This window comes from Pseudomonas putida (genome assembly GCF_028682635.1).
Taxonomy (GTDB): Bacteria; Pseudomonadota; Gammaproteobacteria; order Pseudomonadales; family Pseudomonadaceae; genus Aquipseudomonas; species Aquipseudomonas putida_AE.
On the sequence record NZ_JANHLK010000014.1, the window covers coordinates 42,924 to 55,929 of the forward strand.

At 63.6% G+C, this 13,006-nt stretch carries 10 protein-coding genes and 1 pseudogene; 3 read left to right on the forward strand and 8 right to left on the reverse strand.

Features of this window, described 5'->3' with window-relative positions:
• Position 1: 1 nt before the first annotated feature.
• Together NPS56_RS18300 and NPS56_RS18305 are read left to right on the forward strand one after the other, a co-directional pair.
• On the forward strand, positions 2-1,417 hold the full coding sequence (locus NPS56_RS18300; RefSeq protein ID WP_274075904.1) for a Y-family DNA polymerase: 1,416 nt from the start codon (positions 2-4) through the stop codon (positions 1,415-1,417).
• On the forward strand, positions 1,393-4,491 hold the full coding sequence (locus NPS56_RS18305) for an error-prone DNA polymerase (RefSeq protein WP_274075906.1): 3,099 nt from the start codon (positions 1,393-1,395) through the stop codon (positions 4,489-4,491). The genes NPS56_RS18300 and NPS56_RS18305 overlap by 25 nt, the downstream gene beginning before the upstream one ends.
• Positions 4,492-4,493: 2 nt before the next feature.
• Here NPS56_RS18305 and NPS56_RS18310 read toward each other — a convergent pair.
• From NPS56_RS18310 to NPS56_RS18345, 8 genes and pseudogenes are all read right to left on the reverse strand, one after another.
• Positions 4,494-4,583: pseudogene (locus NPS56_RS18310) on the reverse strand (outer membrane lipoprotein carrier protein LolA); the annotation flags it as partial.
• A gap of 41 nt (positions 4,584-4,624) precedes the next feature.
• Complete coding sequence (locus NPS56_RS18315; RefSeq protein WP_274075907.1) at positions 4,625-5,287, reverse strand: flavin reductase family protein; 663 nt, start codon at positions 5,285-5,287, stop codon at positions 4,625-4,627.
• A 12-nt stretch (positions 5,288-5,299) separates the two neighbouring features.
• Positions 5,300-6,787: an amidohydrolase family protein gene (locus NPS56_RS18320; protein WP_274075908.1), complete on the reverse strand. Its 1,488-nt coding sequence runs from the start codon at positions 6,785-6,787 to the stop codon at positions 5,300-5,302.
• A complete protein-coding gene (locus NPS56_RS18325; protein WP_274075909.1) occupies positions 6,784-7,980 on the reverse strand; it encodes an amidohydrolase family protein in 1,197 nt (398 codons plus the stop codon). Before NPS56_RS18325 ends, NPS56_RS18320 begins: the two co-directional genes overlap by 4 nt.
• A 132-nt stretch (positions 7,981-8,112) precedes the next feature.
• Positions 8,113-9,165 carry an extracellular solute-binding protein gene (locus NPS56_RS18330; RefSeq protein WP_274075910.1) on the reverse strand — a complete coding sequence of 351 codons (1,053 nt, stop codon included), beginning with the start codon at positions 9,163-9,165 and terminating at the stop codon, positions 8,113-8,115.
• Between the two features lie 18 nt (positions 9,166-9,183).
• Positions 9,184-9,972 (reverse strand): ABC transporter permease, encoded by a 789-nt coding sequence (locus tag NPS56_RS18335; RefSeq protein ID WP_274075911.1) that lies wholly within the window; start codon positions 9,970-9,972, stop codon positions 9,184-9,186.
• A complete protein-coding gene (locus NPS56_RS18340) occupies positions 9,969-10,886 on the reverse strand; it encodes an ABC transporter permease (RefSeq protein WP_274075912.1) in 918 nt (305 codons plus the stop codon). Before NPS56_RS18340 ends, NPS56_RS18335 begins: the two co-directional genes overlap by 4 nt.
• A 1-nt stretch (position 10,887) precedes the next feature.
• Positions 10,888-11,973, reverse strand: a complete 1,086-nt coding sequence (locus NPS56_RS18345; RefSeq protein WP_274075913.1) for an ABC transporter ATP-binding protein — start codon at positions 11,971-11,973, stop codon at positions 10,888-10,890.
• 140 nt (positions 11,974-12,113) lie between these two features.
• Between NPS56_RS18345 and NPS56_RS18350 the strand changes: the two genes are divergently transcribed.
• Positions 12,114-12,803, forward strand: a complete 690-nt coding sequence (locus tag NPS56_RS18350; RefSeq protein WP_046820177.1) for a GntR family transcriptional regulator — start codon at positions 12,114-12,116, stop codon at positions 12,801-12,803.
• The last annotated feature ends 203 nt before the right edge of the window (positions 12,804-13,006 follow it).

Below are 13,006 nucleotides of genomic sequence, written 5' to 3' on the forward strand. Positions count from 1 at the left end.
CATGCGCTGGGTGTGTATTCTGTTCCCGCAATTGGCACTGGACGCGGTACTGCGTCAGCGCGCCGACCCCGACGAACCGCTGGCGCTGTTGACCGGCCCGGCCCAGCGTCGGGTGTTGCAGGCGGTCAATGGTCCGGCACGGGCCCTGGGCTTGCGTCCCGGCCAGTCCATGAGCGCCGCCCAGGCCTTGAGCAAGGGTTTTGCCACCGCCGAGTACGACGTCGCCGCCATCGAACACTGGCAGCAATTTCTCGCCGCCTGGGCCTATCGCTTCAGCTCCCAGGTCAGCGTGCATTACCCGCGGGCGCTGGTGTTCGAAATCGAGTCCAGCCTGGGTTTGTTTGGCGGCTGGGCGCCATTCGAGGCGCGTTTGCGGGCAGAACTCGGCGAGCTGGGGTTTCGTCACCGCATCGTCGCCGCGCCCAACCCGGTGGCGGCGCGGATGCTGGCCAACGCCCATGACGGCCTGGTGGTGCCCGACGAGCAAGCCTTGCAGCATCACCTCGGGCAATTGCCCGTCGACCGTATCGGGTTGCAAGCCAGCGTGGCCACGGCGTTGTCGCGCATGGGCCTGCGCACCTTGAGCCAAGTGCAGGCGTTGCCCCGGCACAGCCTGGCCCGGCGTTTTGAGGCCGAGGTGCTCAAGCACCTGGATGCCTTGCTGGGCACACGGCGGTTGGCGCTGACGTTCTACCTGCCGCCGGACCGTTTTGATGTGCGCATCGAGCTCAATTTCGATGTGCAGTCCCATCAGGCCTTGCTGTTTCCATTGCGCCGATTGACCGGTGACCTGTCGGCGTTCCTCTGCGGTCGGGACAGCGGCGTGCAGCGTTTCGACCTGCACCTGGAACACGCCGGGCTGCCCGACACGCTGATCAAGGTCGGCCTGCTCAGCGCCGAGCGCGATCCGGCCATGCTGTTCGAACTGGCCCGGGGGCGACTGGAGCAAGTCCAGGTCGAGGCCCCGGTGCGCGGTTTTCGCCTGCGCGCCGAAGACTTGCCGAGCTTCGTTCCGCAGTTTCAGGAGCTGTTCGACGATCGCCCGCAGCAGACCTTGCCCTGGGCGCAACTGCGCGAGCGCCTGCGCGCGCGGCTGGGGGATGATGCCGTGCATGGCCTGGGCTTCCAGGCCGATCACCGCCCCGAGTGCGCGTGGCAGGCCAGTGCAGACAACCAGCCCTGTACGGGCTTGCCGACCGTGCAGCGGCCGGGCTGGCTGCTGACCGAGCCGCTGGCGGTGCACGAAGGCTCGGCGCGCATCCTCATGGGGCCGGAGCGCATCGAGTCCGGTTGGTGGGACGGCGATGATGTGCGCCGCGATTACTACCTGATCGAAACCCGCGCCGGCCAGCAGGGTTGGGCTTATCGCGCGGTGGGCGAGGGTGGCCCGTTGTGGCTGCAGGGCTGGTTCGCATGAACGCCGGATATGCCGAGCTGCACTGCCTGTCGAACTTCAGTTTCCAGCGCGGTGCTTCCAGTGCCCTCGAGCTGTTCCAGCGGGCAAAAAAACAGGGCTACCAGGCCCTGGCGATCACCGACGAATGTACCCTGGCCGGTATCGTCCGTGCCTGGCAGGCGGCGAAGTCGGTGGAGTTGCCACTGATCATCGGCAGTGAAGTGCGCATCGAAAATGGCCCGAAACTGGTGTTGCTGGTGGAAAACCTCGAGGGTTACCAGACCCTGTGCCGACTGATCACCCGCGCCCGACGCCGTACACAGAAAGGCCAGTATCAAGTGCTGCGCGAAGACTTCGACGAACCCTTGCCAGGGCTGTTGGCGCTGTGGGTGCCGGACGCGGTCGATGACGTTGAACAAGGCCAGTGGTTGCAGCAGGTCTTCGCCGAGCGCCTGTGGCTGGCGGTCCAGCTGCATCGCGGCCAGGACGATAGCCGGCGCCTGCGTGATCTGCTGGCGTTGGCCAGGGAACTGCGGATACCTGCGGTGGCCAGCGGCGATGTGCACATGCACGCGCGCGGACGCCGGGCCCTGCAGGACACCATGACCGCGATCCGCCATCACCTGCCGGTGGCCGATGCCGGGCTGCGACTGCACCCCAACGGCGAGCGGCACCTGCGCGGCCTCGATGTGCTGCGCGAGCTCTATCCGCCTGCCTTGCTCGACGAAACCCTGAACATTGTCCGGCGCTGTACCTTTGATCTTGGCCAGCTGCGTTATCAGTATCCGCGGGAGCTGGTGCCAGATGGACACAGCGCAACCTCCTGGCTGAGGGAATTGACCGAGCGCGGCATTCGCGAGCGCTGGCCCCAGGGTGCCAGCGAGAAAGTGCGCGGGCTGATCGACAAGGAACTGGGGCTGATCGCCGAGCTCGGTTACGAGAGTTATTTCCTCACCGTCCAGGACATCGTCGCCTTCGCCCGGCGCGAAAAAATCCTCTGTCAGGGCCGGGGCTCGGCGGCCAACTCGGCGGTGTGTTTCGCCTTGGGCATCACGGAGATCGATCCCGACCGCATGAACATGCTGTTTGAACGCTTTCTTTCCAAGGAACGCGACGAGCCCCCGGATATCGATGTGGACTTCGAGCACGAGCGCCGCGAAGAAGTCCTGCAGTACGTATTCCAGCGCTATGGCCGCACCCGCGCGGCCTTGACCGCCGTGGTCAGCACTTACCACGCGGCCGGTGCCGTGCGCGATGTGGCCAAGGCCTTGGGGCTGCCGCCGGACCAGATCAATGCCCTGGCCGATTGCTGTGGACACTGGAGTGATGAAACACCGCCCGTGGAGCGCCTGCGTGAAGGCGGTTTCGATCCCGAGAGCCCGGTGCTGCGCCGGGTGTTGAGCTTGACCCAGCAGTTGATCGGTTTCCCCCGGCACCTGTCCCAGCACCCTGGCGGCTTCGTGATTTCCGAGCAGCCGCTGGACCACCTGGTGCCGGTGGAAAACGCCGCCATGGCCGAGCGCACCATCATCCAGTGGGACAAGGACGATCTGGACGCGGTCGGCCTGCTCAAGGTGGATATCCTCGCGCTGGGCATGCTCAGCGCGATTCGCCGTTGCCTTGATCTGCTGCGGCGTCATCGCAACCTCGACTTGAGCCTGGCGACCATCCCCTCTGAGGACTCGCTGACCTACGACATGATTGGCCGCGCCGACACCATCGGCGTGTTCCAGATCGAGTCCCGGGCGCAGATGTCGATGCTGCCCCGGCTCAAGCCGCGCGAGTTCTATGACCTGGTGATCGAGGTGGCCATCGTGCGGCCCGGGCCGATCCAGGGCGGCATGGTGCACCCGTACCTGCGCCGACGAAACAAGGAAGAGCTGGAAAGCTATCCCTCCGAAGAATTGCGCGAGGTGTTGAAACGCACCTTGGGCGTGCCGCTGTTCCAGGAACAGGTGATGCAGATCGCCATCGTCGCCGCCGACTACAGCCCCGGCGAAGCCGATCAGTTGCGCCGCTCCATGGCCGCCTGGAAACGCCATGGCGGACTGGAGCCACACAAGGAACGCCTGGCCGCAGGGATGAAGAAAAAAGGCTACAGCGCCGACTTCGCAGCGCAGATCTTCGAGCAGATCAAGGGCTTTGGCAGCTACGGTTTTCCCGAATCCCACGCCGCCAGTTTTGCCTTGCTGACCTACGCCAGTTGCTGGTTGAAATGCCACGAACCGGCGGCTTTCGCCTGTGCCCTGATCAACAGTTGGCCCATGGGCTTCTACAGCCCGGACCAGATTCTGCAGGACGCGCGTCGCCACCATTTGCAGATCCGCCCGGTGGACGTGCGGGCCAGCGACTGGGATTGCAGCCTGGAGCCGATTGCCGGCGCGCAGCCGGCGATTCGCATGGGGTTGCGCATGATCAAGGGTTTTCGCGAGGACGATGCCCGGCGCATCGAGGCGGCGCGGTCCAAGGGCGCGTTTGCCGACATCGCCGACCTGGGCGAACGGGCCCGCCTGGATGCCCGCGCCCAGGAACAACTGGCCGATGCCGGTGCATTGCGCGGGCTGGCCGGCGACCGGCATCGGGCGCGCTGGGAAGTGGCGGGGGTGGAAAAACAGCTCGGCCTGTTTGCCGGTCTGCCCCGTCAGGAGGAGGACGCGGTGGCGTTGCCTAAACCCACGGTGGGTGAGGACCTGCTGGCCGATTACAACAGCCTGGGCACCACCCTCGGGCCGCATCCGTTGGCCTTGTTGCGCGGCGAATTGAAAGCCCGTCGCTGCCGCAGTTCCAGGGAGTTGCTGGAGGTTGAGCACGGGCGACCGGTCAGCGTCGCCGGGCTGGTGACCGGTCGCCAACGGCCGAGCACCGCCAGCGGTGTGACCTTCGTCACCCTGGAAGACGAGTTCGGCAACGTCAACGTGGTGGTCTGGCGCGACCTGGCCGAGCGTCAGCGCCAGGTGTTGGTGGGGTCGCAGCTGCTCAAGGTCGATGGGCGTTGGGAGAAGGAGGGGGAGGTGCGGCATTTGATTGCCGGACGCTTGAGCGACCTGAGCCCACTGCTCGACGGCATCACCGTGCGCAGCCGCGACTTCCACTGACACACACAACCCCCTGTAGGAGCGAGCTTGCTCGCGATGGACCTGAGAGCGCCGCGGGCTGTCAGGTTATCAGCGTTATCGTTGACGACCATCGCGAGCAAGCTCGCTCCTACAGGTTTTGGGGTGTGTCTGGTTATTTGGTGGAGGGCCAGAAGCGTTCGCCACCGCCGGGTGCATCCGTCCACGCCTGCAAAGAACGGGTTGGCAGGTCAAAGTAATCCCGCGTGCGCGCATACCCATGCCCACCCATCCGCCCGATCGCATCAAGCCCCAGTTGATCGATGTACAGGGTCTTCGGGTCGATCAGCTCATCGCGCACATGGGCCATCAACACTTCACCAAGGATGATCTCCCGCGACTGGCCGATGGACAGCGCCATCATCCGCCGGCATTCCAGGGCCACCGGCGCTTCGCCGATGCGTGGGCATTTGACCGTGGTGCCGGGGATGGCGGTGAGGCCGGCGGCGGTCAGCTCGTCGAAACCCGGAGCGAAGGGCACGGCGCAGACGTTCATGGCTTCCACCAGGGCATCGCTGACGATGTTCACGGTGAACTCCTGGTTGAGCTGGATGTTGCGCGTGGTGTCCTTGGGGCTCTGGTCGCCGTAGTTTTCCACGCCCAGCGCCAGGATCGGCGGATCGGCAGACAGCGCGTTGAAGAAGCTGAACGGCGCAGCATTGACGCGGCCTTCAGCGTCGACGGTGGTGACCAGGGCAATCGGCCGTGGCACCACGCTGCCGATCAGGATCTTGTATTTGTCTCGCGCACTCAGCGTGCTGAAATCGAAGCTTTGCATAGGCAGGATTCTCTAAAGGAGTGGATCGATGGCGCAGAGCGGCGCCTGTGCGCTGTAGTCGTCGGCGAACGGGATAGCCGGCTGGAACAGGGTTTTCCAGTCCGGTTGGCCGAAGGCTCGGTCGCTGTGGCTGCGCATCAGTTTTTCGAATTGCCGTTGGGCCTGGCGCTGCAGGGCGGGGTAGTCGACGCCCTGCACCTGACGGTCCTGCATCACGCAGCGACCGTCGATGTAGCTGGCGATGCAATCGTCACCGCGCCCGGCCAAAACCAGGTTTTTCAGTGGGTCGAACAGCGGTCCCAGGTGCAGGCCGCGCAGGTTGAACACGGTGATGTCGGCCTTGGCCCCCGGTGCCAGGCGCCCGAGATCGTCGCGTCCCAGGGCCTTGGCGCCGCCGAGTGTGGCGGCGTTGTACAGGTCCAGGGTGCTGGTCAGTGCATTGCCGCCTTCCATCAAGCGCGCGATGTTCAAGCCCTGGCGCATGTTGTCCAACAGGTCCGCCGGCCAGGTGTCGGTACCCAGGGCGAAGTTGATGCCCTTGGCGCGATAGCGACCAAAGGAATTCAGCGCCTCGCCATCCCGGGCGAACACCACCGGGCAATGCACCAGGCTGGCGCCGCTATCCACCAGCCGTTGCAGATCATCGTCGCCCCGGGTGTAGATGCCATGGGGCAACAGGCTGCGCGGGGTCAGCAGGTGCAGATCCTCCAGCCAAGCCAGCGGCGAAAAACCGCGCAGTTGTTCAACCATCGCCACCTCGCCGAGCCCCTGGCAGCAGTGCAAACGCATCGGCGCGTTGAGTTCGCGGCTCAGTGCCGCGGTGCGTTGCAACAGCGCCGGCGTGCAGGTCTGGATGCGATCCGGCAGCAGCGCGCCGCGAATCAGGCCGCCATGAGCGCCATCGAAATTCCGGAAAAACCGCTCGGCCGCCTCGAGCCCGGCCATGCCCCGGGCTTCCTGCCAGTGATGGGCCAGCGTGCCGTCTGCCTGCCAGTAGCTCATGCCGCTCATGTAGCAGGGGCCAAGGTAAGTGCGCAGCCCCAGCTCGGCCGCCACCCCGGCCACCGCGGCAAACTCGTCGTAGGTTTCGGCCCACTCGCGGTAGTACATCGAGGTGATCGGCATGGCCGTGGTGATGCCGTTGCGGATCAATTGGGTGAAGGCGTAGCGGTATTTGAAGACTTCTTCTTCGGCGCTGTAGCTTTCCCGTGGGCCGCGCGCCAGATACTGCGCCGACCACATCCGGCCCATGGCGCGCTCGTCGCCGTTGTCCAGGGTCAGCACCGTGGAATCGAGATCGCCCAGCGCATCCAGATCGATGAAACCCGGGCCGATCAGCGCGTTGCCATGGTCGATCCACTGATCCACCGGCCCGGCGTAATCTCGCCCGACAAACAGGATGTGCGCGCCTTCGAACACCACTTCGCCGTCGCGCCACAGCACATGTTGCGCGCCGTCGAAGCCGACTACGCAGCTGGCCCGCAAGCCGATGCGTTTCACCGGCGGCTTTCCAGCAGACGACCGCCAGACGCGATCAGTTGACCACCGCGATACACTTGGCGAACCGGCCGCGAAACCACGGCTTCGCCCAGGGTCTGAACCGGCATCAACAGGAAATCCGCTGGCCGACCAATTTCCAGGCCATAGTTTTCACAGCCTAGCGCCCGAGCGCCATTGTCCGTCGCCGCCGCAAACGCCGCCGCCAGTTCTTCGTCCTTGTTCAAGTCGAAACGAAACGCCAGCAGCATCGCCCGCTCCAGCATGTCGCCGTTGCCCATGGGCGACCAGGCGTCGCGAATCCCGTCGGAACCCAGGCAGACGTTGACACCAGCCTCGCGCAACGCCAGGAACGGCGGCACTGCGCAGTCGGCCGGCGCCGAACTCATCAGCGAAATACCCAGCGCCGCCAGGCGTTCGGCCACAGGCTTGACCTGGCTCCAGGGCAACATGCCCAGGCAATAGGCATGGCTGATCATCACCCGGCCGTGCAGCCCGAAGCGCTCGGTGTAGTCGGCGATCAGCGCGATCTGCCACAGGCCCAGCTCGCCCTTGTCGTGCAGGTGGATGTCGACGCCACGCTCGAACTCGCTGGCCAGGTTGAACACGAAGTCGAGCTGCGCCACGGGGTCGTTGTCGATGCCGCAGGGATCAAGCCCCCCGACGTTCTCCACGCCCAGGGCCATGGCTTCGCGCATCAGCTCGGCGGTGCCGGGGCGGCTGATGAGGCCGGTTTGCGGGAACACCACCAGTTGCAGGTCGATAAGGTCTCGGTATTTTTCCCGCAGTTGCTGCATGGCTTCGACATGGCGCAGGCCGAATTCGGGGTCGATGTCGACGTGGCAACGCATCGTCAGCGAGCCGCGGGCAATGCAGTTTTCCAGCAGGGCGCCGGCCCGATGTGCGATGGGGGCGGTGACTTCCCGCAGGATTCGGCGTTCGTTGGCGATGTAGTCCTTGAGGGTGGGACCTGCGCTGTTCGGGCGCCAGGGTTGGCCCCAGAGGGTCTTGTCCAGGTGTACGTGGCTTTCCACCAGGGCGGGGGTCAGCAGCTGGTTCTGGCCGTCGATGTCGGTGGCCAGCAGCTCGGTGGTCGAGGCCGGGCGACGTTGGGTGAAGCGGCCGTTTTCGATCAGCAGGTCTTCGGCGGGGGCGCCGTAGGGGCGTACGTTGCGTAGCCAGCGGGGTTGGGTCATTTCATACCTCCAATTCTGTGTTGTTCAGGCGGGCCTCTTCGCGAGCAAGCCCGCTCCCACATTGTCCGTGTGAACACTGGAGATCCCTTGTGGGAGCGGGCTTGCTCGCGAAGGCCGCGACTCGGTCCAGGATCAGCCCTTGAGCTTCGCCCAAATGCGGTCCTGCAGCTCCCGCGCCTTGTTGCTGCATTCCTTTTCCGGGCGCAGGCGCGAGGCGAATTCGTCGGGCATGTTGATGGCGTCCATCACTCGCCACTTGGCGTCGATCAGCTTGTCGCTCTGGATGCCATTGGCGTAGGCGATAGCGTTGGACACGGCCGCGGCGTTTTCCGGTTTCATCATCCAGTCGATGAAAATCTTCGCGTTGCCGGGGTGCGGCGCGCTTTTCGGTACGGCGAAGTTGTCCTGGAACATCGCCAGGCCTTCCTTCGGGTACACGTATTTGATGGTGCTCTTCTGCAAGGTGGCCCGGGCCGTGGAGCCGTTCCAGTTCTGCATCATGATCACTTCACCGGAGGCCATGCGATCGACGGTGTTGTCCGAGCTGTACATCTTCAGGAAGGGCTTCTGCTTTTGCAGCAGCTCCAGGATGCGCTTGGCGTCCTGGGGGTTTTCGCTGCATTCGTCGACATTCAGATAGTGGCTGGCGGCGTTGATCACGCTGCTGGAGGTGTCGAGGGCGGCGAGTTGGCCTTGCAGTTCCTTGCGCGGCTCGAAGAACTCTTTCCACGAGTCGTCCAATTTGCCGCCCGGCACCCGCGCGCTGTCATAGGAGAACCCTGTGGTGCCCCACAGGTACGGCGCCGAGAACTTGCGGCCGGGGTCGAAGCTCGGGTCGCGGAACGCCGGCTTGACGTGCTGGAAGTTGGGCAGGGCCGAGGCGTCGATTTCCAGTAGCAGGTCCTGGTTGATCAGGGTGCGCATGATCGATTGCGACGGCACGATCACGTCGTACGCCGCGCCGCCGGCCTGCAACTTGGCCAGCAGGGTTTCGTTGCTGTCGTAGCCGTCCATGGTGACCTTGATCCCGGTCTCCTTTTCGAACTTGGCCAGCAGGTCGACCGGGTAATAGTCGGTCCAGTTGTAGAAGAACAGTTCCTTGGGCTCAGCGGCCTGTGTACTCAACGCGGTGAAGCAACTCAGGGCCAGACCGGCAACAGCGAAGCACATGCTTTTTGTTTTCATGGTTGAAGCGCTCCAGGATTATTGGTTTTTGCCGCGCTGTCCCAGCCAGAAGGCCAGCACCACCAGCACGATGGAAATCACCAGCATCAGGGTCGAGATCGCGTTGATCTCCGGCGTCACGCCGGCCTTGATCGCGGAGAAGATGTACACCGGCAACGTGGTCGAACCGGGACCGGCGACGAAGAAGGTCATGATGAAATCGTCGAGGCTGACCACGAACGCCAGCACCGACCCGGACAGCACCGCCGGCCACAACAGCGGCAGCGTCACCCGGCGGAACACCTGCCACGGATTGGCGTACAGGTCGTTCGCCGCTTCCAGCAGGCTCTTGTCCAGGTCATTGAGCCGCGCGCGGATCGGCAGGTAGGCGAAGGGAATGCAGAAGCCGACGTGCGCGACGATCACCGTCAGCAAACCGAGCTTGATTCCCAGCGCCATGAACAGCAGCAGGGTGGCGACGGCGGTGACGATCTCCGGCAGGATCAGCGGCAGGTTAATCCCGCCTTCGACCATTTTCTGCCCATAGAACGGCCGGTAGGTCGCCAGTGCCGCAAGCAGCGCAATTGCCGTGGCACATACCGTGGCGATGCTGGCGACGATGATCGAGTTCAGCGCCGCGGTCTGGATCGACGGATTGGCCAGGATCCGCCCGTACCAGGCGAACGAGAACTCGGTCCACACCGTCGCCGAGCGGTTGGCGTTGAAGCTGTAGGCGATCAGCACGAAGATCGGCAGGTACAGGTAGGCCAGGATCAGCAGGCTGACTTCCCGGGTCATCGGCAGTTTTTTCAAGTGCAGGGCGATCATGCGGTGGCTCCTCGGCGAAGCGTTTTGGCGGCGCTGCGGCTATAGAGGGCGTACAGCACCAGAGACAGCAGCAGAATCCCCAGCAGCAGGAACGACAGCGAACTGCCCAGTGGCCAGTTACGCGCGGTGCCGAACTGTTGCTGGATCAGGTTGCCGATCATCAGCGTCTTGCCGCCGCCGAGAATCGCCGGGGTGATGAAGGCGCCGAGGCTCGGCACGAACACCAGCAATGAGCCGGCAATCACCCCCGGCATCGACAGCGGCAAAATGATCCGCCGCAGCGCATGCCAGCGATTGGCACCCAGGTCATAGGCGGCTTCCACCAGGCGCCAGTCGAGTTTTTCCAGGGTCGAGTAGATCGGCAAAATCATGAACGGCAGGAAGCTGTAGACCAGCCCGACGCTGACCGCGAAGTCGTTGTAGAGCAGGGTGATGCCGCCGGCCTGGGGCAACAGCGCGTTAAGGCTCTGGGCGACCCAGCCCTGTTCGCGCAGGATGATCAGCCAGGCGTAGTTGCGGATCAGCAGGTTGGTCCAGAACGGGATGGTGATCAGCAACACCATCAGGTTGCGCCGCCGCGGAGTCAGGCTCGACATCCACAGCGCCACCGGAAAGCCGAACAGGAAACACAGCACCGTGGTGCCGCCGGCCTGGAACACCGAGCGGATCAGCGCCTGGGCGTAGACCCAGTTCAGCTCCAGTTCGCCGTCGAAACCTTCCTGGAAAAACAGCTGCACGTAGCTTTGCAATTGCCAGTCGGCCTGCCAGTCGACGCCGCCATAGACGTTGCGCGGCAACAGGCTGATATAGCCCATGATGCCCAGCGGAATGGCGATCAGAGACAGCAGGGTCAGGACCACCGGGCTGAGCAACAGCGCGCGGTTGAGGGCTGGGGAAGTGCTGCTGACGCTCATCTCAGGCCTCCATCAACAGGCAGGCGTGGGGCGGAAGGTTGACCGCGACACGGTCGCCGACCCCGCGATTGCGGTTCAGGCCTTCGTTGTTTTCGCGCAGCATGACCTTGATGTCGTTGTTCAGGCGGCACTGGTAGAGGGTCGCGGTGCCGACATACAACACCGCCTCGATCACCCCGCGCAGGTGGTGTGGTTGCGTCGGGTCGACCAGTTGCGAACGCTCCGGGCGGAACGCCAGTTGCACGCTGGAGCCGTCGAAGCCCTGGGCCGGGCAGGGGATTTCCACCGGCATGCCGTTGGGCACGAAGAGCTTTTCGTTCTGCTGGCCACGTTTGATATGGCCGGGAAGGAAGTTGATGTCGCCGATGAACTGGGCGACGAACCGATGCTGGGGGTTTTCGTAGATGTCGTTGGGTGTGCCGATCTGCAGGATCTTGCCGGCGGACATCACAGCGATGCGATCGGACAGGGTCAGGGCTTCTTCCTGGTCGTGGGTGACGAAGATGAAGGTGATCCCGGCTTCCTTCTGCACGCGCTTGAGTTCGACCTGCATTTCCTTGCGCAGCTTGAGGTCCAGAGCCGACAACGGCTCGTCGAGCAACAGCACCTTGGGCTTCGGCGCCAGGGCCCGGGCCAGCGCCACGCGCTGCTGCTGGCCACCGGATAATTCCGCCGGTTTGCGCTGGGCCAGGTGTTGCATTTGCACCAGCGCCAGCATCTCATCGACCCGTTGCGGGATCAGCTTGCGATCAAGACCCTGCATCTCGAGGCCGAAGGCGATATTCTGCGCAACACTCATGTGCGGAAACAGCGCGTAGCTCTGGAACACCGTGTTGACCCTACGCTTGAACGGCGGCAGATCGTTGACCGGTTCCCCGGCCAGGCGAATCTCGCCTTCGCTGACGTGCTCGAAACCGGCGATGGTGCGCAGCAGGGTGGTCTTGCCGCAGCCGGAGGGGCCTAGCAGGGTGAAGAATTCGTTGTCGGCGATGTCGACAGACACATTGTCCAGGGCTGGCGCCAGTCCGGGATCGTCGGAATAGCGTTTTGAGACGTTTCGCACTTCAATTGCAACTGGATGACCCATAATGGTGCATTCCTCTAATTATTGTATGCAAAATCTGGATGCAATTTAGAAATACCCGGATTAACCTGCTTGTGCAACCCCCTTTTGCAAGGCTGTGGATTCGCCTGGAGTGGGTTGCGTAGCGATCAAGGAGTCATCGAATGGCGGAAAAGAAACTGGAAACCACGGTCGACCGCGTCTACCAAGGGGTTTACGAGGCGATCAGCAAACGCTCGCTGCGGCCTGGCATGAAGCTGGGCGAGGCTTCGTTGGCCGAACTTTTCAATGTCAGCCGCACGTCGGTGCGTGCCGCGCTCAAGCAATTGGAAGCCGATGGACTGGTCACAACCGAGCCCAATAAAGGTGCGTCGGTGTCGCTGCCGAGCGACGAAGAGATCCGTTCATTGTTCGAAACCCGGCGCCTGGTCGAGATCGGCATCGTCAGCGAACTGTGTCGCCGACGCGATACGGCGGTGACCCGGGATCTGCGCGATCACCTGCTGCTGGAGGACGAGGCGCATCGCAACGGTGACCACGAACGCTTGATCCACCTGCTCGGCGAGTTCCACATCAAGCTGGCCCGCAGCCTGAACAACCCGGTCTTACTCGACTGGTTCCAGAAGCTGATCTCCCGAGCCTCGCTGTACGCCGCCGCGCTGGACGACGACAGCCACGAAGCCTGCCGCGACGACGAACACCTGCGGTTGATCGAGTACATCGAGGCGGGCAACCAGAGCGCGGCGATCGAGCTGACCTGCATCCATTTGAACGGGATCGAGAAGGCGATTCTGGATGTGGCGGCGACTTTGAAAACTGGCTATCACCCGCTCAAGCACCTGATCGAGGTCTAATGCTCCCCGCACCCCTTGTAGGAGCTGCCGAAGGCTGCGATCTTTTGATCTTGCTTTGAGAAAATCAAAGTCAAAAGATCGCAGCCTTCGGCAGCTCCTACAGGGGGGGCTGCGTCAATTTCTCGAATCAGCTATACCTCTATGAAACCATTGCCATCCGCGATGCTCGAATCAAACGGGTGCAATAACCGGGACGCAGAGCC

Excerpts from the sequence above, each read along its gene's own strand:
- NPS56_RS18300 (WP_274075904.1), top strand. The coding sequence starts at position 2 with ATGCGCTGGGTGTGTATTCTGTTCCCGCAATTGGCACTGGACGCGGTA.
- NPS56_RS18315 (WP_274075907.1), bottom strand. The coding sequence starts at position 5,287 with ATGCAAAGCTTCGATTTCAGCACGCTGAGTGCGCGAGACAAATACAAG.
- NPS56_RS18325 (WP_274075909.1), bottom strand. The coding sequence starts at position 7,980 with ATGACCCAACCCCGCTGGCTACGCAACGTACGCCCCTACGGCGCCCCC.
- NPS56_RS18330 (WP_274075910.1), bottom strand. The coding sequence starts at position 9,165 with ATGAAAACAAAAAGCATGTGCTTCGCTGTTGCCGGTCTGGCCCTGAGT.
- NPS56_RS18335 (WP_274075911.1), bottom strand. The coding sequence starts at position 9,972 with ATGATCGCCCTGCACTTGAAAAAACTGCCGATGACCCGGGAAGTCAGC.
- NPS56_RS18340 (WP_274075912.1), bottom strand. The coding sequence starts at position 10,886 with ATGAGCGTCAGCAGCACTTCCCCAGCCCTCAACCGCGCGCTGTTGCTC.
- NPS56_RS18345 (WP_274075913.1), bottom strand. The coding sequence starts at position 11,973 with ATGGGTCATCCAGTTGCAATTGAAGTGCGAAACGTCTCAAAACGCTAT.
- NPS56_RS18350 (WP_046820177.1), top strand. The coding sequence starts at position 12,114 with ATGGCGGAAAAGAAACTGGAAACCACGGTCGACCGCGTCTACCAAGGG.